This window comes from Desulfatiglans sp., from assembly GCA_012513605.1.
In the GTDB taxonomy this organism is placed as follows: domain Bacteria; phylum Desulfobacterota; class DSM-4660; order Desulfatiglandales; family HGW-15; genus JAAZBV01.
The window spans coordinates 1-18,591 of sequence record JAAZBV010000005.1; the positions used below are offsets into that span (position 1 = coordinate 1).

At 42.2% G+C, this 18,591-nt stretch carries 16 protein-coding genes and 1 pseudogene; 5 read left to right on the top strand and 12 right to left on the bottom strand.

From position 1 onward, the window contains the following. The first annotated feature begins 218 nt into the window (after nucleotides 1-218). Nucleotides 219-830: an RNA polymerase sigma factor gene (locus GX654_00535; protein ID NLD35338.1), complete on the top strand. Its 612-nt coding sequence runs from the start codon at nucleotides 219-221 to the stop codon at nucleotides 828-830. Beyond that, entirely contained in the window at nucleotides 823-1,755 is a 933-nt protein-coding gene (locus tag GX654_00540; protein ID NLD35339.1) for a hypothetical protein, read from the top strand. The genes GX654_00535 and GX654_00540 overlap by 8 nt, the downstream gene beginning before the upstream one ends. Before the next feature lie 1,259 nt (nucleotides 1,756-3,014). Here the strand turns inward: GX654_00540 and GX654_00545 are convergent. The 12 genes and pseudogenes from GX654_00545 to GX654_00600 form a co-directional block, all read right to left on the bottom strand. After that, a pseudogene (locus GX654_00545) lies at nucleotides 3,015-4,535 on the bottom strand (N-6 DNA methylase). 462 nt (nucleotides 4,536-4,997) lie between these two features. After that, nucleotides 4,998-5,723: a peroxiredoxin gene (locus GX654_00550; protein NLD35340.1), complete on the bottom strand. Its 726-nt coding sequence runs from the start codon at nucleotides 5,721-5,723 to the stop codon at nucleotides 4,998-5,000. Between the two features lie 340 nt (nucleotides 5,724-6,063). Beyond that, nucleotides 6,064-7,197, bottom strand: coding sequence for an LbtU family siderophore porin (locus tag GX654_00555; GenBank protein NLD35341.1), 1,134 nt, complete (start codon nucleotides 7,195-7,197; stop codon nucleotides 6,064-6,066). A 16-nt stretch (nucleotides 7,198-7,213) separates the two neighbouring features. Continuing rightward, complete coding sequence (locus tag GX654_00560; GenBank protein NLD35342.1) at nucleotides 7,214-7,513, bottom strand: ferrous iron transport protein A; 300 nt, start codon at nucleotides 7,511-7,513, stop codon at nucleotides 7,214-7,216. Continuing rightward, nucleotides 7,507-7,746, bottom strand: coding sequence for a sugar metabolism transcriptional regulator (locus GX654_00565; protein NLD35343.1), 240 nt, complete (start codon nucleotides 7,744-7,746; stop codon nucleotides 7,507-7,509). The genes GX654_00560 and GX654_00565 overlap by 7 nt, the downstream gene beginning before the upstream one ends. A 29-nt stretch (nucleotides 7,747-7,775) precedes the next feature. Then, a complete protein-coding gene (gene feoB, locus GX654_00570; GenBank protein NLD35344.1) occupies nucleotides 7,776-10,127 on the bottom strand; it encodes a Fe(2+) transporter permease subunit FeoB in 2,352 nt (783 codons plus the stop codon). Nucleotides 10,128-10,131: 4 nt separating this feature from the next. Then, nucleotides 10,132-10,365: a ferrous iron transport protein A gene (locus GX654_00575; protein NLD35345.1), complete on the bottom strand. Its 234-nt coding sequence runs from the start codon at nucleotides 10,363-10,365 to the stop codon at nucleotides 10,132-10,134. Between the two features lie 144 nt (nucleotides 10,366-10,509). Beyond that, complete coding sequence (locus tag GX654_00580; GenBank protein ID NLD35346.1) at nucleotides 10,510-10,791, bottom strand: hypothetical protein; 282 nt, start codon at nucleotides 10,789-10,791, stop codon at nucleotides 10,510-10,512. Between the two features lie 54 nt (nucleotides 10,792-10,845). Continuing rightward, on the bottom strand, nucleotides 10,846-11,364 hold the full coding sequence (locus GX654_00585) for a metal-dependent transcriptional regulator (protein NLD35347.1): 519 nt from the start codon (nucleotides 11,362-11,364) through the stop codon (nucleotides 10,846-10,848). A gap of 315 nt (nucleotides 11,365-11,679) precedes the next feature. Beyond that, complete coding sequence (gene katG, locus GX654_00590) at nucleotides 11,680-13,875, bottom strand: catalase/peroxidase HPI (protein ID NLD35348.1); 2,196 nt, start codon at nucleotides 13,873-13,875, stop codon at nucleotides 11,680-11,682. A gap of 19 nt (nucleotides 13,876-13,894) precedes the next feature. Then, nucleotides 13,895-14,335 carry a transcriptional repressor gene (locus GX654_00595; GenBank protein ID NLD35349.1) on the bottom strand — a complete coding sequence of 147 codons (441 nt, stop codon included), beginning with the start codon at nucleotides 14,333-14,335 and terminating at the stop codon, nucleotides 13,895-13,897. A 96-nt stretch (nucleotides 14,336-14,431) separates the two neighbouring features. After that, nucleotides 14,432-14,851, bottom strand: coding sequence for a hypothetical protein (locus GX654_00600; protein ID NLD35350.1), 420 nt, complete (start codon nucleotides 14,849-14,851; stop codon nucleotides 14,432-14,434). 221 nt (nucleotides 14,852-15,072) lie between these two features. Between GX654_00600 and GX654_00605 the strand changes: the two genes are divergently transcribed. The 3 genes from GX654_00605 (at nucleotide 15,073) to GX654_00615 (ending at nucleotide 18,194) form a co-directional block, all read left to right on the top strand. Further along, on the top strand, nucleotides 15,073-15,753 hold the full coding sequence (locus GX654_00605) for a YkgJ family cysteine cluster protein (protein ID NLD35351.1): 681 nt from the start codon (nucleotides 15,073-15,075) through the stop codon (nucleotides 15,751-15,753). Between the two features lie 533 nt (nucleotides 15,754-16,286). Next, nucleotides 16,287-17,144 (top strand): hypothetical protein, encoded by an 858-nt coding sequence (locus tag GX654_00610; GenBank protein ID NLD35352.1) that lies wholly within the window; start codon nucleotides 16,287-16,289, stop codon nucleotides 17,142-17,144. Nucleotides 17,145-17,222: 78 nt separating this feature from the next. Next, nucleotides 17,223-18,194 (top strand): hypothetical protein, encoded by a 972-nt coding sequence (locus tag GX654_00615; GenBank protein ID NLD35353.1) that lies wholly within the window; start codon nucleotides 17,223-17,225, stop codon nucleotides 18,192-18,194. The last annotated feature ends 397 nt before the right edge of the window (nucleotides 18,195-18,591 follow it).

Consider the following 18,591-nt stretch of genomic DNA (forward strand, 5'->3'; position numbering starts at 1 on the left):
ATTTTGATTCTTGGACAGCACTGCTGGCAATAACCTGTTTTTTGAATACGCCGTTTTGTTAACTTAACTACTTGTTTTTACTTGATGCAATATCAAATTTTCATTTATCTTGGACAGCAATGATTTATAAATTAAATTGAACAAATTTATTGGCACCATACACTTATATCTGTAAAAGGTGCACCTTATACGAGACAGAGACAAAGGAATGAAAGAAAATGATTGATCCTGAAATAATAAAACGATGTCAGCAGAAAGATCAGACTGCATATGATGCGTTATTCAAGACTGCCGGTAAAAAGGCATTATGGACAGCCTATCTGCTTACCGGCAGAATGGAGATTGCTGAAGAAATTGTCCAGGAATCTTTCTTCCGGTGTTTCTGTAATATAAAAAATCTGCATAAGCCAGAGATGTTTACTGTATGGTTCAACCGCATACTTGTAAGGACTTGCTGGTATGTTATTCGCAAGGAGAGGAAAACACCAGAGGTAAGCCTTGAGGATGAAAAGTTACCTGAGTTAAAAGACCATGATAATGGGGATATCCTTGAAAAGGTGGAACAGAATCAGGTGAGCATGGCAATTCGTAAGACTGTTAACAGCCTCAAGCCTGCATTGCGTTCAACAATTGTACTCTTTTATTACAATGAATTAACCATCAGGGAGATAGCCAAGGTTATGGGTTGCCTGCAGGGCACGGTAAAATCAAGGCTGTATTATGCAAAAAAGGTTCTTGAGAAAGAACTGAAGAGAGAACTTTTGGATGAACATATCCATTTATCCGGTTACACCGGTTATACCGGAAAGGAGTGTGTTGAAAATGAATAATAACAGATCTTTAGATTATCTAATTAAGAAGGCTTTAACCGAAGTTGAAGAGACGGCAACATTGGATACAGGTCTGCTGTCTGAGGTGAAAAGCAGATTATTAAAGGAAGGAAGGGATACAGAAATTATGGCAAAAATAAAATTTTTTTCTCACACAAGTATAGGAAGAGCTGCGACAATAAGCTGTTCAGTGATAATTGTTTTTCTATTTTCATTTATATTTATTCAGCCCGTAAGGGCGGTTGCAGAAAAAGGAATAGAGAAGGTCAGATCCATGATCTATGATGTAATCAAGGGTGAAGATGGCAAATATGTTGCTGTTAAAGTGCCGAAACCTGAGCCCGGAGATCTTGGCCCGATAAATTATACAGGGGTGAAAAAGGCGGTTGCAAAGGAAATTATAGCCAGGATTCCTGAAAGCCTGGCAGGCGGTTTTATGTTATCATCTCGGGCTCTTGGATATACTGATACCTCAAAAGGTTTGGCGTTAAGCAGATCTGTACCAGATCCGGCAGATTATAAGGAACACGAAAAATTCAATGAGATATATGAAAAATTCAATGAGAGAGTATCCGCCATTTATAAAAAATATAATTCATGGATTGCTCTTTCGATATCACATTTTGACACCCCTTTTGCCTCGAATTCAAAACGGGAGGAGTTTGAAGGTGATAATAAGAGAACAATTTGTTTAGGCGCCATACAGGCGACATATGCGGAATATCCAGGAGCACGTTATCCGATCGTGGAGGTAGCAGATCAGGGTGGTTACGAAGACACGACAAAAGAGCCCATAATCAACATCTACCATACGATAAAGTGGGAGCAGAACGGACTCTATTTTACCGTATTTGATCTTAGCCACGATCTTTCTTTGGAAGAACTCCAAATCGCGGCAACCTCAGTAGTTGAGAGCATGATGTAGCAGTCTGTATTTTTAACCTCCTGTTTAAGGTAAAAGCTATCAATAGCTTCTTTCTTAACAGGAGGTTTCTTTTTTGTTCAGCTTTCAGCTTCCACTATTTTTATCTCTTCATCTGTCAGGCCATACAACTCATACACAAGTTGATCGATTCTCATGTCTGTCATATCAATCTGTCGACGCAGCATCTCTGTTGTCTGTGGTATTTTAGATTCCACCAGTTTTTTATTCAGATCAAGCATCTGGTTTACAAGGCTGACCATCTGGTCATGCCGGGCCACGTCACCAGGATCATTGAAGTTTATGGTGCGGATAGGGAGTTTGGAGATATACATTGGTTTGTATTCATAGTATCCTCCCTGTTTTGTCGATGAAATTGAATGTATAAAATAATCAAGTGTCTTCGAACCGATTAAGCCAAGCAGATATTTGTCAGTGGTAGGTATAATGGTTGTCTTATCGTTGGAATAAAAACCATCTGTATCATAAGCATATGAAGCTGACTTCACAATTGCAGGAACAATAATTTTTGGATTTTCAAATTCAGCGTAGTAATCACAGGCACGCAGTTCCCACCAATAATCTCCTTTATCATATCGCTTTTCAGCCTTTTCCCTAAATTGATCGAGATGTGCTGCAATGGCGGGATATTCTTTCAGTAACCATTCCCATTGCCTGCCAGTATTGGAGGATTTTTCATTTGTAAACCCTCTGGGAAAAAGGATCAGGTATTTCTCTGTGGCCAAAGGGGTGTATCGTTTTATATCCCTTCCTGCAAGAAAGGGCTTTAAAATTTCAACGCTCTTTGGATCATCTGCTATCAGTCTCTCCCTTGTAGCATTATCAATGACAAATGCCTCATTTAAACCGGTTTTGACACCATAATATATTTTTCCATCTACATATTTCCCCAAAGGGATACCGGCTTTTCGTATTTTGTCGAGGATGTCCTGAGTGGTTTGATTCGCAAGAGACCAGCCAGCATCATCAAGGCAATCCTGTTGCACTTCATAGAACTGTTGCCTGACATAATCCTGAAGATCGCCGAAATCCAGCGTCTTGATTGTTGAGGCCTGGAATGTCTTAGCTGGGGCTTTCTTCTGAATAACAAGAATACAGGTGTAGGTTGTTGCCTGATTGAATACCGGTAAGGCTCCAAAGTCTATGATTTCATGAATATGCTGTTGCTTCATCCATTGCCGCAGGGATTTGCCATAATTTGCCCTGAGCCATTTATTGGCAACAATATAAGAAAAATAACCTCCCTGCTTTAAAATGGAAACACCTTTTTCTATAAAATAGACATACAGATCGGCAACTCCATTATATGTAGAATATTGCCTTTCAAAATAGGGCTTAAAATCCATCAGACCTTCCTGCCTTACATAAGGCGGATTACCGATAACCGCATCAAAGCCACCGCCCTTCATGATATCGTTAAACTCAGCCTGCCAGTCAAAGGCATTAACCTTGAAGAGCTCTTCCTCATCAAAAAAGCTCATCTGCTGCTGTGAATAAAAATCCGGTCCAATAAGGGAGTTCCCGCATTTAATGTTGTTGGATAGATCAGGCAGGACGCGCTCCTGGAACATGCGCATCTGTTTTCCGATACTCTGCTCATCCTCGCCTTCCAGCACCTTGAGTAATAGTGAAAGCTTTGTTACCTCAACCGCCTGATGGTCAATATCCACACCATAGATATTGTTCAGGAGTATCCTTTTTCGTTCATCAGTGGTTAAGCGCCATTCCCCTTTTGGTGACTGATAAATGCGGGGTGTCTTTCCCTTTGACCAGTCTTCAGGACCATCCTTGATATATTCATCCCTGTGCCAGTCGAGCAAAAACTGATACGCACCAATAAGAAAGGAGCCTGAACCGCAGGCCGGATCTAATATCTTGAGGTTACTCACCCCGCCCCTGGGGCCTGGTTTTTTACCTTCCACGAGCCTTCCCACAGTATTTTTTACGATATAGGCCACAATATAATCCGGCGTGTAATAAACCCCACCGGCCTTCCTGACCTCAGGTTTTTCCTCGATTCTGGCCTGATGCCCGGTTGTAAGGCGAATAACCTTGCCAAGAAAGCGTTCATAAACCTGGCCTAATATGTCAGCAGGTAAAACAGAAAATTCGTATGGGCTCTCAGGATAATAAAGATTTTTGAAAATCTCCTTTAAAGGCTTGTCATCAATTAAGAGTGAAGGTGTAAGTGTGTCGCAATTTTCACGATCTTTTTCTTTATGAAAATGAAACAGGCCGGAGTTGTATTTCTCATCTGCCTTTCTAAAGAGATGGAACAACCTTTTGTAGATATCTGTCCCATTCTTTAGCGCCATTAACCCGCCATATAGTTCCATACCACGGTCTTCACAGATGCGGAGAAACACAATCCGGTCTATTGTCTGCTGTACAGCAAAATTAAGCTCCCTCTGTGAAAGTTCAGGGTTTCTGATGGCAATATTGCGGGCCAGGAGTTCACGCCAGTTTTCTATTTCGATCAGAAAAGCGGTATCAACTTCTGTGGTGCCCTTCTTCCCCTTGTTTGATTCAACATATTTATCAAAGGAGCCCTTAAGGATTGCATCGCGTGAAAAGATATTTGATATCTCATCCCACCTTGCTTCATAATCTGTATATTTAAGGTAAAGTATTCGGGAGTGGGAAACCTTGTCTGTTTTCTCCGGTTTTACCCGGCAGTCATAAACAGCAAGTTCCTCAAAATCAGTCAGTATGCTAAGGGGCAGCTTGGCGCTCCAGCCATAGCGGCGCAACTGAAATGAAGGAATACAGCTTGATTCAAATTTTGATAATCTTCAATTATTCCATATGTGTCAACAATTAATAAGGGGCTAAAAAAAACCTGGACACCTCAAAAGCCCAACAAAAACATAATTGGCGGTAATGCCTGGATCGATGATTTTGTATAAATGCTGAATCTCACACAAAGACACAAAGTCACAAAGGTAACTACCTAAAATAGATTGTTTTTCTTGGTGTTCTTTGCGGCTTTGCGTGATAACTTGCCTTTTTACAATGCTGCCAGGATCAGCAAATCCGACACATAGAAGAGTCGTTTTGATTGCTATTCGGCCAAAATACCAGCGCTGGCATTTTGGCCCAATATGTTATAAAAATCGAAAATCAACTGTAATAATAAAAGGTTATAAAAAAAGAGGATCAGGGGTAATCATAGCCCCTGATCCTCCTTAGAGATCAAATTAGTCGAGGTTCATCACAAGGACATCTTAATCAAAAGCCATGTCGGTTTTCCATACCTCCCAGACTTTTCCAACAAGATCTGGTCCTGGCTTAAGGGTTTTCTTACCTGGTTTCCATCCGGAAGGCAGGGCCTCAGCTCCCTTTTTCTCTCTTACAAGCTGGAACGCCTGTATCTGCCTTATATTTTCCATCACGTTTCTGCCAACAGGAGGCGACAGTACCTCATATGCCTGTATAATGCCATCAGGGTCTATAATAAATCTTCCCCTTGTATCAACCCCCTCACCCTCATCATATATGCCGAATATTGTCCCGACCTTTCCTCCTGCATCTGAAAGCATGGGAAAGGGGATTCCTCCAGGCACCATTTTTGAAAGTTCATTATCATCCCACATCTTGTGAACATACATACTGTCAACACTCATAGAGAGTATTTCAACACCGAGTTTCTGGAATTCAGGATATTTTGCAGCAACTGCTGCAATTTCAGTAGCTCAGACAAATGTAAAATCTCCGGGATAAAAACAGAGTACAACCCATTTGCCTAAATATTCGGATAACTGGACACTTGAAAATTTGCCCTGCCTGTATGCGGGCGCAATAAAATCAGGGGCTTTCTTCCCTACCTGGATCATGGCTTTTACCTCCTTGACTGTTATTTCATTTTCGGTTTTTTTATCATTTGTTTTCTTTTGCTCTCCTACTGGGCCACCAGTTGGCCTTGCACAACCCACTTTTACATCTTTTCCCATAGGCACACCTCCATTTTTCTAAATTGTTAAATTTCAATTCTCGAACTTTCCAGCGCTAATTTTAGTTAACATTTGGTTATTAATCCATCAATATTTAGTTGTTCAGACTTTCAAATCCAAAGTGCCTATTAATAATGGCTTTTTTTAATTAATATTGATAATAAATCATCATTGACCATGTTATATCCTTTCGCTATGAAGCATACTCAGTTGATAAAAAAAGGTGTAACTCATTTTAAATAAAACATGAGTTACACCTTCACTGTCATTCATATATGGATAAAAGACTGTAAGATACACCTATTCAAAAATGAGGAGCTGCCTCTCAATCTAAAAAAGATTAAAATTCAACAGCAAGCTGTGCTGTAAACAGATTGCTCTTATCTCCATTTTCATATTTGCCGCTCAGGTATTCTATTCCAACAGTTGTATACTTGAAAAGCCCATAGGTGAGCACACAGCCGTACTGCCTTTCCGGCAATAAATCTCCAAGCTCTTTTGTCTTTCCATATTTTATGCCCATTAAGAGGTCATCATTTGCGGCCCATGCAAACTCAAGATTATATGCCCTTGGCTTGTATGCAAGGCCATTATCAAATGAAAGATCACCGGGGGCAAACCTCTCTCGTGCTCCAACATACTCAAAACCGATAAAGAATCTCTCCTTTACAGATGCGTTAAGAAAATATCCGACCCCGGAAACATAATCATTGATGGCTCCGGCCAGGACCTCCCCCTCAAGCCCGTCACTCTCAGCAATATTGCTTATATATGATGCGCCCAGGCTTAATCCGAACCCTGATACAGCATCTTCAGGAAGGGTAAATATGGCATTTGCAACCCATGATTTAACCCTGTCATCTCCGGAAATTTTTTCTATGTCACCGTTAAATATTGAGATGCTGATATCAAACAGATCATTGGCAAAGCCCGCCCTTATAGCGCTCTCCCTGGTTTCACCTATCTCAAGCGTAATAGGGTCGCTTATAAAGTGGCTGTTAAAGGAACCGAATGGCACATACATCTTACCTGCTGAGAGGTATAAGGGGAGCACATCCTCACCGCTTAGTGTGATATACCCCTCATCAAGGTCAACAGGCTCGGTATCATCCTCTTCCCATAAAAGGAGGACATGACCGCTAACATGTTTGTTAATCTCCGCATCTATCCCCAGTTCAACAGTGGCAAGGGTGATATCGCTGTTTTTTGCATTCGGTGTCTCAGAATCCTTATACTTCATGGATGCATGGCCAGCCTCCACCTCAATTAAGCCGCTTATGCTGATCTTTTCCATCCAGTCTTTTTCGATATCATTTATTTCAGATGATTCAAGCCTCTCAATCCTGGATTTCATTTCATTTAATTCCTTAAGGGTCCCATCACTTGACATCTCCCCTGCAATAGCAGGCAGAGCATTTAAAACAACTCCAGCAATCATGCATAAACCAATTTTAAACATTTTCTTCATTTTCATCTTTACTCCATCTTAGTTATTTTTTTTCCACAGTAACAAGTATCTTTTCCCCTATACCTCTGCCTATAGCTATACGAGTATTATTGTGACCGATCACAAGTCTCCCATCGTTATTATTGTTGATTACCTCCACCAGGTCCCCGGGATTAAGCCCAAGCGAGACGAGCCTTTCCCTTGCATGCCTTCCTGCCCTCATCTCTGTGATGATCAGCCTTTCACCCGGTCTGGCCATGGTAAGGGGCATAAGAGGTCGCCTCTGATTCTGGCATTCACTGCACAGACCATAAACCTCCATTTTATGACATCTATTTAACATTGCACGCTCCTCTCACCTTCCCATTCATATATCTCCAAATGATCCGATTTGCAGTTAGAACAGCAATTTGAGCAGGAACAGGCATGATCCAGCCTCCTGACCCTTCCCTTTCTTATCCATTGATCCAGCATTCCCCTCATGGCCGCAGGTTCTACATTGAAGCGTATTGAAAGGTCAGAGAGGGATGCTGCTGACCGCTCTTTAAAATATTCTTTTATCTCTGAAAGTATCATTTAAGTTGCCTCCATTAATTTCCATTTTTCTATTTATCTGTAGGGTCACGAAACATCGTGCCCATAAGGGCACGGTGCGCCGTACCCCTTCGGTTTTCATGAATTTTATTGGCAGAGTGTTTCATGCCGAATATAAACCCACCAAAGGCCACACCCAGAATAACAATCCACATAAAAGATGTCCCGGGATGCCTTCCGATGGTTCCAATCTGATAGAAGAGTGTTGCCACCACCCAGGCAAGCAGGGTCAGGTATGTCCCTGCAAAGATCGTCCATTTTATATTTGTCTCACGATAGATTGCTGCAATGGCCGCAAGGCACGGGTAATAAATAAGGATAAACAGAAGATATGCGATTGCGCCTATCTTCCCATCAAAGCTTGCCACCATGGTGCCAAAGGTTGTTTTACTTACCTCCTGTTCCTCTGCTGCGGTATCCATATCAGAGACATCACCGACCCCTATGCCAAGAGGGTTAATAACAGTCCCCCCAAGTTCGGAGAATGCTGCGGGTATGGTGCCGAATGCCTCTGCAACGCTGCCAATAAAGTTAAAATCCTCTGCCTCCTCATCACCCCCCTCTTCGGCGATTGATGTATACAATGCATCAAGTGTTCCTACTACCGCCTCTTTTGCAAAGATACCTGTGAAGATACCCACTGTGGCAGGCCAGTTTTTTTCTGTAAGCCCCATGGGCGCAAATATGGGTGTGATTGCACGGCCCACAGCGCTCAATATTGAATTCTCGCTGTCTTCATTGCCAAAACTGCCATCACGGCCAACCCCATTCAAAAAGGCCAGTATTACAAAGATGGGTATCAGCACCTTTCCTGCACGGAACATAAATGACTTGAGCCTTTCATATGCATGGAAAAGGACACCCCTTACAGTCGGTATATGATATGGGGGGAGTTCCATAATAAAGTGCGATGTCTCACCTTTCAAGACTGTGCTTTTAAGGATAAAGCCTGTCATAATGGCAAGGAGTATCCCTGTTATATAGAGCCCGAACACAAGTGTGCTGCCTGATGTCGGGAAAAAGGCCGCTGCAAAAAGGGCATACACAGGTAACCTTGCACCGCATGACATAAATGGATTCATCATAATGGTGAGTGTCCTGTCCCTCTCATTATCAAGGGTGCGCGTAGCCATTATTGCAGGGACATTGCACCCGAAACCCACAAGCATGGGCACAAATGATTTGCCAGGCAGCCCCACATAACGCATGAACCTGTCCATTACAAATGCTGCGCGTGCCATATAACCTGAGTCCTCCAGTATGGCGAGACACAGAAACATAAACCCGATGGGAGGTATAAATGTGGACATGGTCTGTATGCCTCCACCTATTCCATTGGCAAGGAATGTAATGAGCCATTCAGGGAGATGAAGCGCCTCAAGAACTGCCCCAAAACCATCAACAAATATGGCGCCAAACAGGATATCAAAAAAATCTATAAAACATCCGCCTATGTTTATGGTGATCATGAATGTTGCATACATGGCAACAAGAAACAGGGGAATGCCAAGCACACGGTTCAGCAGGACATTATCTATTGCGTCTGAAATTGTCCTTCTTACCTCGTATTTTTTTTCAACCGCATCCCTGCATACACCATTGATAAAACCATAGCGGGCATCCGCAACTATTATGTCAGGATCATCATTAAGAAGCTTACCCATCCTTTTCCTGGCATCTTCCAATTCGGATGAAGAGCTATTTTGGGCAAGCTCTTCTGCAAGTTCATCCCCTTCAAGGAGTTTAATAGCGAGCCACCTGCTGTCCAGATTCTTTGATACTGCCTGATCCTTGAGAAGCGTTTTGAAGGCGTCTATTGTCTGTTCGACCTCAGAAGGATATTTGATACCTGCTTCAGGGATATTTCTGTTTGCGGCAGCAAGACTCACCGCATCCTTGAGATTTTCTATGCCCTGATTTCTGCTTGCAACAATAGGAATCACGGGGCAGTCAAGGAACTTTTCAAGTTTTTTAATATCTATCCTGATCTTGTGCTGCTCTGCTATATCCATCATATTGAGCGCCACCACCATGGGCACCTTCATCTCAAGAAGCTGAACAGTCAGGTACAGGTTTCTTTCAAGGTTGGAGGCATCCACTATATTAAGGATAAGATCCGGAGCCCCGGTTATTACAAAGTCCCTTGATATCTTCTCATCAAGGGATGTTGCGGAAAGTGAGTATATCCCTGGGAGGTCAACAACCTCTATCTCCTTATCATTATGGCTGTAAATACCTGTCTTTCTCTCGACTGTGACGCCGGGCCAGTTTCCCACCTTTTGTTTTGCGCCTGTAAGAGAGTTGAAAAGGGTGGTTTTCCCGCAATTGGGGTTGCCTGCAAGCCCTATTTTTATTGCCATCATCCTGTTAACTCCTTTCCACAAGAACGGCTTCGGCCTCAGCTTTTCTTAAGCTCAGGTTGAATCCCCTCAGGTTTATTTCGATCGGGTCACCCAGGGGCGCTACACGAACTACCTTCAGTTCAGTACCTTTTGTTAACCCCATAGCAAGGAGCCTGTTCATAAAGGGCTTCCCTGACTTTGAGTAGCCATACACCCTGGCGGTCGTATTCAGCTCCATATCACATATTGTTTTTTGCATATTCCCTCCTTAAAAATAAAAAAGGCGTAACCGGGTAGCAGGTAACCTGCTCTCAGTCACGCCTTCACTTTCTTTGCACCTCATGGTCAAAGACCGTAAGACATTCCAATGTTTTCATCCATCTATAATGGATGAGCCTGTTATTTATTCTATAAGTACATCTGTGAGTCTTTTCCGCAGCATCTCAAGCCTCTTTGATTTAAAAGATTTTTTTGTCTCTTCCAGCACGTCAATAGTATCCTTAAGGGCATCAGCAAGTCTTTTTTCCCTTTCTACTGATTGAGGTGACAACGCAGAAGATGCACCATCCTTTTTAAATCCTCTATTTATAAGGCTTTCCATCATTGCACACTGCATATCCATCCTTTTATGCAGCTCTTCAGTGCGGTCATGTAGTTTCCTCAATAATTCATTATCACTCAACATAGTTTCAAACAACCTGACTTGATTAGATAAATCTAATTCATAGGGTAAAAAAATTTACTGGCTTATTTTAATCAGGCCGCCTTCACAATCAGCAGTGAAATTTTTCATATGTTCCTTGCATTTTTCAGGCTTCAGACCATTTACACAATATTCCTGAAAATAATTCAGCCAGTTTTCACCTGTCCTGGGGCATGATTGAACAAATTCAATAAACTTGGTGAGCCTTGAAAGTGTCTCAGGCCCCATCCCATGCTCCATTCTGCATGCCTCATTATCAGCCGTTTCAGGGTCAAGTTTTAAAATATCAGTAAGAAAGCTCCTTATTGTATTATGTCTGCACTCTATTTCCTTTCCTATTTCCATTCCTTTATCAGTCAACTCAAGGTATTCATGTTTTTCATAGTCAATAAAACCCTTATCAGAGAGGTTTTTTAACATGTTTGTTACTGTCGGCATTTTTACACCCAGCTCTCTTGCAATATTTTTTACCCTTATTGCACCCTTGCCCTGATTCAACTTAAAGATTGTTTCGAGGTAATCTTCCATGGTTGAGGAGATATTTTCGTCTGACATTTTATTTCCTTATCTTTATTAGATTAATCTAATTAATTTAATGAACCCCAATTTAGTTATATCCTTATATCTTGTCAAGGGTTTTTTCAACTTAAAATAGTTTTTTTGCTTCATTGCCAAATAGAATGAAACTTTGAAAAGTTTATTGTCGGTAAGACCCGCAAGGTTTTCCCCGCCTGTTAAACCCTTATCCGATGAGGCTAATAAGGTAATAAGAAAGGGGCTTGTAAGGTAGGTAATCGAGTGGAACGTCTTCACACGTTCCACTCGACCATTTTTTTGTCACCCTGTCAGATGACAGCAATGATGTCAGGCTTAAGCAAGGTCAAACCGGTCAAGATTCATCACCTTGTTCCATACAGCAACAAAGTCATTAATGAATTTATCCTGTGAATCAGCGCATGCATAGACCTCGGCTATTGCCCTTAACTGGGAATTGGAGCCGAATATAAGGTCAACGCGGGTGCCTGTCCATTTGACCTTACCGCTCTTGCGGTCACGACCCTCATACACATCTTCATCTGTTGCTGATTTGCTCCACACAGTATCCATATCAAGCAGGTTCACAAAGAAGTCATTGGTCAGGGCTTCAGGTTTTTTTGTAAAAACCCCATGCTTTGACTTCCCGAAGTTAGTGTTCAGCACCCTCATGCCGCCTAGCAGGACTGTCATCTCAGGTGCTGTGAGTGTGAGGAGCTGTGCCTTGTCTATGAGCATCTCTTCGGCGGTCATGCTGTATTTCTTATTCATGTAATTCCTGAACCCGTCTGCCTTGGGCTTGAGTACAGCAAATGAAAGGGCATCGGTCTGTTTCTGCGATGCATCTGTGCGGCCTGGTGTAAATGGGACTGTAATCTTAGCGCCCGCATTTTTAGCGGCAAGCTCAATAGCTGCGCACCCGCCAAGCACTATCAGGTCAGCCATTGAGACCTTTTTATTTCCCTTCTGTGAATCATTGAATTCCTTCTGGATCTTCTCAAGGCCTTTAAGCACCTTCTTAAGCTGAGCAGGCTGATTTACCTCCCACTCCTTCTGGGGTGCAAGGCATATGCGCGCACCGTTTGCACCGCCGCGTTTGTCAGAGCCACGGAATGTGGAGGCAGATGCCCATGCGGTTGTTACAAGCTGGGATATGGAGAGGCCTGAGTCAATGATCATGCGCTTAAGCTCTGCTACATCCTTTTGGCCGATCTGCTTATAATCCGCAGCCGGGATTGTATCCTGCCAGATAAGGTCTTCCTTTGGCACCTCCGGCCCAAGATAGCGTGCCTTTGGACCCATGTCACGATGAGTAAGCTTAAACCATGCCCTTGCAAAGGCGTCTGCAAATTTATTAGGGTTTTTCAGGTAATTACGTGCGATCGGTTCATAGATCGGGTCAAAACGCAGGGATAGGTCTGCCGTGGTCATCATTGGCCTGTGTTTCTTTTTGGGGTCATGGGCGTCTGCAATCATATCAGTCTCTTTTACATTTTTTGCAAGCCACTGGTTTGCCCCTGCCGGGCTCTTAACCAGTTCCCACTCATATTGGAACAATATTCTAAGATATCCCATGTCCCAGCTTGTCGGATTGGGCTTCCAGGCGCCCTCTATGCCGCTCCCGATAGTGTCTCCAGCTTTCCCTTTACCAAAGCTGCTCTTCCACCCAAGCCCCTGTTCCTCAATAGGGGCAGCCTCAGGTTCAGGGCCAACATGGGTTGCAGGGCCTGCGCCATGACACTTTCCAAAGGTATGACCACCCGCTACAAGGGCAACTGTCTCTTCATCATTCATTGCCATGCGTGCAAAGGTATCTCGAACATCCTTACCTGATGCAACAGGGTCAGGATTGCCATTAGGGCCTTCCGGATTTACATAGATAAGCCCCATCTGCACGGCTGCAAGTGGGTTTTCAAGGTCACGCTCACCTGTATAGCGTTTATCACCAAGCCATTCGGTTTCAGAACCCCAGTAGATATCCTCCTCAGGTTCCCATGTGTCCACACGGCCACCGCCAAAACCAAAGGTCCTTAGCCCCATTGACTCAAGGGCGCAGTTACCTGCAAGTATCATGAGGTCTGCCCAGGATATCTTTTTTCCATATTTCTTTTTTATAGGCCATAAAAGCCTTCTGGCCTTATCAAGGTTAACATTGTCCGGCCAACTATTAAGGGGGGCCAGACGCTGATTGCCAGACCCAGCGCCGCCCCGGCCATCACCCTGGCGATAGGTGCCAGCGCTGTGCCAGGCCATGCGGATAAAGAGCGGGCCATAATGGCCGTAATCTGCAGGCCACCAATCCTGTGAATCGGTCATAAGGGCATAGAGATCATTTTTAACTGCCTGAAGATCAAGCTTTTTAAATTCCTCAGCGTAATTGAATCGCTCGCCCATGGGGTTGCTCAGATTTGAATGCTGATGAAGTATCTTAAGGTTAAGCTGATTTGGCCACCAGTCACGGTTTGATGTGCCGCGGCCTGAAACGGGTTTACTTGACATTCCTGTTACGGGGCATTTACTCTCTTTACTCATCTCTATCCTCCTTTATCTGTTAAAGTTTTTTTTGACAAGCAGGGCATATTCCAAAAAAATCCAGCCTGTGGCTGGTTATACTGAAACCGGTCTCCCTGACCAGCTCTGCTGATACAGATTCCAGGCTCTCAAGGTCAGGGTCTATTATCTTTTTACATCTTGTGCATATCAGGTGCGGATGGGGGTCTGGTCTGTTGCCGTCATACCGGCTGCTCTCAGTACCAAAACTGAGCTCCTGCACCTCCCCCAGATCCTTGAGCATTGAGATGTTCTTGTAAACAGTAGCAAGGCTTGTTGTGGGAAACTCCTTTTTTACCTGTTCATAGATATCTTCAACACTCGGATGTCCTTCACTTACAGACAGGACACTTAGTATGGCAATTCGCTGCGGCGTTATCCTGCAGCCTGCCTCCCTCATCTTCTGTATCATTGTCTCTAAACGTATCTTATGATCGGACATAATGACTAAATCACACTCCTTTTTATAAAAATACGCAAAGCGATAATGATTACTATTTGATAATAATTATCAATTATAAATCAAAAATCCCGGTTGTCAATTCTTTATTTTTAACAGCGCCCTGATCTCCTCCCTCTGTTCCTTGTCTTTGAGGCGGTAGATACTGTCTATCTTATAATAAAGAGGGCCTGTGTTTTCAGTGACAACTACCCTGTCATGACCGGCTGTTATGGTGGAACCGGTGCCCGGTATGCCTATGTTGAGATGTACATTGCTGATGGGTCTTTGCAGAATGAGCAGGTAGTAATCATTAAAGGCAGCCTTAAGTATAATAGACTGGGTATCCAGCTTTTCCCAGGTGGGCTCCTTAAAGGTCACGATTCGATCTACCTTTTCCAGCTTATTATCAAAGTTGTATTTTTTAGGAACAGGAGGGAGGGTTGTAGCGCAAGATAAAGTCAGAAAAATGATAATTAATGGTACAAAGACAGAAAAAGCCTTTATCGCCCTTTCCATTTTTGCTCTCCTTTTCATTTATGGTGGTTTTATTGGGATATTTTATACGAATCAGGATAAATGTGAACATATTTTTTTATATCAAGAGTAAATCAATAGAGATGGTTAACTCCATGATTTTTCTTTTTATTGACTTGAAACGCAGTGCTACCTATACTTCACTATAAAAAATGTTTCTTATCAATAACCGGGGTGTTTCACACATTAACAGGTAATAACTTATGACCCTGCCTGTATTCAAACATGGGCTTAGCAGGGACTCTGCATTTGGGTTCTCATGCGGACGCTGCATGGGTTGCTGTCGTAATAAAAAGATACAGCTCAACCCCTATGAGATTGCCCGCATGGCGAGTCACCTTGGTATTTCGACAACAGAATTTATTGCTGACTATACTGCCAGGGGCACTGTCCTAAAAAACAGGGAGGATGGCACCTGCATATTCCTTAAGAAAAATGGTTGCAGCATACATCCTGACCGGCCCCTTGTATGCCGTCTTTACCCACTTGGCCGACATATAAGGTACCCGTGGGTTGAAAGCTTTTCACAGTTTGAGTCTGAGCCCGGATGCAAGGGGACATTCAATCAGGGTGGCACAATTGAAACATACCTTGAAGAGCAGGGGGCCTTTGACTTTATGCGGGCCGCAGACCTTTATCTGGAACTACTCTGCTTTTTACTTGAAACGCTTAAGGATAAGCCCTTTTCACCGGATCAATCCGATACCATACTCGAAACAGTGCAGAATATCACCCAGGGTAAAGCCGGTGAAAATGAACTGAAGTGGATAGATATGGATAGAACCATTGCCGATTATTGCAGACGATCCGGCCAGCCTGTGCCATCAACAATCGATGAAAAAATGGCAGTACATATTACCGCCGTCCGTAAGTGGGCGGCTTAACTTTATTGAGAATGTGCAGTAAAAAAGAAAGCATCATCATGAGATTTGGCGGAAAAGCCAATCCTGACAGCATTGTAAAAAGGTAAGTTATCACGCAAAGCCGCAAAGAACACAGAGATAAAAAAGTTTTAAAGTATTTACCCTGCGGCTTTGTGACTTTGTGTGAGATGGAACTTTTTTACGAAACCATCAATCCTGGCAAATCCTCCAAATGCCAGTTACTACATTGAATAACCAGTTGAAAACCTGCGCAGATTCATGTACATTTGCAAGTGTTTCAAATCAAGCAGGCATCTCAGAAGAAATATTAGTTTTATTGAGGCGTACAGCAATGCTGGATTACAGGTTGTGAACCCTTTTATATGGGGCTTTAAGCGGTCAGCGGTCAGCATTCAGCTTAAGCCTGTTGGAATGATAAACAGTTAGAAAATAACTGAAAAAGGCGGTTTTTACCATAAAAGTTTATTGAAACTGGAAGACAAACAGAAACAATGTGATCATTGGTTAGCGTCAAAAGAAAGTAGGAGGGCACTGTGAAATCAATTACCGAATTAGTTAAGATTGTACTACTGTTAATTATTGCTGTCTTTCTAGGTATTGGATCAGGAATTTTCCATAAGCCTACGACCATTGTTCCTGAGCCAAATAGTATATCAGATACCAAATCATCCATCCCAAAAAAGGAAAGAAAAGAAGATCTTAAGAAAATAATGGAACATACACTTTCTAGCCTTTTTAAATTTCCTGAAAGTGTGCGATTTAAGAATACGAATCTTGTATATAAACGCTTATTTCACGATGCTGGTATAAATGTCGACACTTCAAAGGAACTTGAGCTTGCTACTTTATGTGGGCATTATTCTGCACAAAACGCTATGGGGGTTTACGGAGCATTTGAACGGTTTTATGCTGAGGTAGCGGTAAATAATGAAAAACGAGGGATTTCGGGAGAATTGTGGTTTAGTAATGATGGCTCAATACAGAAACTATACTCTCTTGATTCGAAAGTACCATTAGAAGGTGAAGAAGATGAGTTTAACAAACTTTTCTTAAAAAATTGCGGTGATATTGACAAGGCACATATGGGTGCGTTCAGCGGATATGAAATTGGATACGAGGCAATAGGAGTAAAATACTATTCTGAAGCTCTTGACAAATTATCACAATATCCAGATTTAGCAAATACCATACAAATTTGCATGCAATCTGGGGCATCAACTGATTATTGTATAGCCATAGAACAGTGTCAAAGATTCGAAACACTACAAAACGATATGAAAGAATTTTGTTCTATTCAAAAAGAAATTTGCTCTGATAATAATTCGCCAAATGTTTGTGAGGAAAAAATTATCGCAGTTTACAAAGAGAAGAATTCAAAGAATAAAAAATAAGTGCTAACCCGCTAATCTACCGGACCTGGCAGGAACGATTGCCACGCCGGTAATCAGCACTGTTCTGTGTGAAAATAAATGTCTAATCTTAAATATCGATTTGAAAGTTTCATGTCCTCACTTCCCTCAGTTGAAGTGATTGATGACATTGAACTATCTAAGGATAAAAGAAAATACAAAAAAGCCGATTATTTTGGACTGGGCCGAAAAATAATCTTTGAACAAAAATCACTTGAGACAGATCAAACTGAAAAAGTGCAGAGTAAAATAGATAGCTACCAAAATGAAGATTTCTTTCCTCTATACTATTGTGAAAGAGATATTAACAAAATAATAAAACATTTCCCGGACGAAGAAAAAACAAACTTAGAGGTTTTAACTTTAATAACAAAACAAATTGAAGGGGTGCTATCAAAAGCGAATTCCCAAATATCTTCAACAGAAAATATGTTCAATCTACATGATTCAACTGGGATACTAATTTTACTTAATGATACGGTTAAAATATTATCCCCTAATATTATAGCTAAAAGAATTGTCGATCGTATAAGGGAAAAAAATAAAACAGATAATTACCGATTTAACAGGATTCAGTATGTTATTTTTATTTCTGAAACGCATACCTATAAAGGTATTCCTATTCTTTTACGAATCGAAGGCCCAACGGCACCTGAAAATGCCGTCAACATTAATGAGTATCTAGACTATTTTGTGTTTTCTTGGGGGCAATATAATTGTGGTGAGGTTGCTCATTTTAATGCAGAACAATTCAACAATTCGGAATTTGTAGAGAAAAAAGAAAAGGTTAAAACTAAACCAAAGACTCGTTCAGATGTTCGTATCGAATGGTATAAAAAAGTAAGATACCTTAAAGATTTAACAGATACACAAGTGCTAGAGCATGGAAATAAAATAATAGATACGATTAGCCATTATATGTTGAAGGGAGGGCCACGTTTACCTATAGAACAATTTGGAGAATTAGCTCTTCAATTTGGTGACTTTATTGAAGAATCGAATATAAGAGGATTAGATCTAAAAGAAATGTAATAATACACAGAATTGGGTAAGGGGGAGATTTTAATTCCCCCTCCCCACACCACCTCAGCGTGCGGGTCCGCACTGGGCGGTTCACAGAGAAAACCGGACCGTAATCGGGTAGTAGATCACAACTCATAGTTCTTTGAAACCTTAAGATGTCATCTGGTCAGGGCGATTCTATGTCGCGCCGTATACACACTCCACCGATCGGCTTCTTAGTGTGATGCGAGCACCTAGAGGCTCCTTTCCTTCTCTGTGTTCGGCCCTTCGCCATGTCCAGGACATTACCCCCGGCGTTTGACTACTATGACCTCTGCTGACTTCTGCCCAATCACATCCCATGTTGCCACAGGATGCGCTATGTCTCTTTGCTGTTTTCCTGCTGCCTGTTTCGCTCGTATTGGTA

What these genes read in the sequence shown, in the direction of transcription:
- GX654_00535 (NLD35338.1), top strand. Translation starts at nt 219, where the DNA reads ATGATTGATCCTGAAATAATAAAACGATGTCAGCAGAAAGATCAGACT.
- GX654_00540 (NLD35339.1), top strand. Translation starts at nt 823, where the DNA reads ATGAATAATAACAGATCTTTAGATTATCTAATTAAGAAGGCTTTAACC.
- GX654_00555 (NLD35341.1), bottom strand. Translation starts at nt 7,197, where the DNA reads ATGAAAATGAAGAAAATGTTTAAAATTGGTTTATGCATGATTGCTGGA.
- GX654_00560 (NLD35342.1), bottom strand. Translation starts at nt 7,513, where the DNA reads ATGTTAAATAGATGTCATAAAATGGAGGTTTATGGTCTGTGCAGTGAA.
- GX654_00565 (NLD35343.1), bottom strand. Translation starts at nt 7,746, where the DNA reads ATGATACTTTCAGAGATAAAAGAATATTTTAAAGAGCGGTCAGCAGCA.
- feoB (NLD35344.1), bottom strand. Translation starts at nt 10,127, where the DNA reads ATGATGGCAATAAAAATAGGGCTTGCAGGCAACCCCAATTGCGGGAAA.
- GX654_00575 (NLD35345.1), bottom strand. Translation starts at nt 10,365, where the DNA reads ATGCAAAAAACAATATGTGATATGGAGCTGAATACGACCGCCAGGGTG.
- GX654_00580 (NLD35346.1), bottom strand. Translation starts at nt 10,791, where the DNA reads ATGTTGAGTGATAATGAATTATTGAGGAAACTACATGACCGCACTGAA.
- GX654_00585 (NLD35347.1), bottom strand. Translation starts at nt 11,364, where the DNA reads ATGTCAGACGAAAATATCTCCTCAACCATGGAAGATTACCTCGAAACA.
- katG (NLD35348.1), bottom strand. Translation starts at nt 13,875, where the DNA reads ATGAGTAAAGAGAGTAAATGCCCCGTAACAGGAATGTCAAGTAAACCC.
- GX654_00595 (NLD35349.1), bottom strand. Translation starts at nt 14,335, where the DNA reads ATGTCCGATCATAAGATACGTTTAGAGACAATGATACAGAAGATGAGG.
- GX654_00600 (NLD35350.1), bottom strand. Translation starts at nt 14,851, where the DNA reads ATGGAAAGGGCGATAAAGGCTTTTTCTGTCTTTGTACCATTAATTATC.
- GX654_00605 (NLD35351.1), top strand. Translation starts at nt 15,073, where the DNA reads ATGACCCTGCCTGTATTCAAACATGGGCTTAGCAGGGACTCTGCATTT.
- GX654_00615 (NLD35353.1), top strand. Translation starts at nt 17,223, where the DNA reads ATGTCTAATCTTAAATATCGATTTGAAAGTTTCATGTCCTCACTTCCC.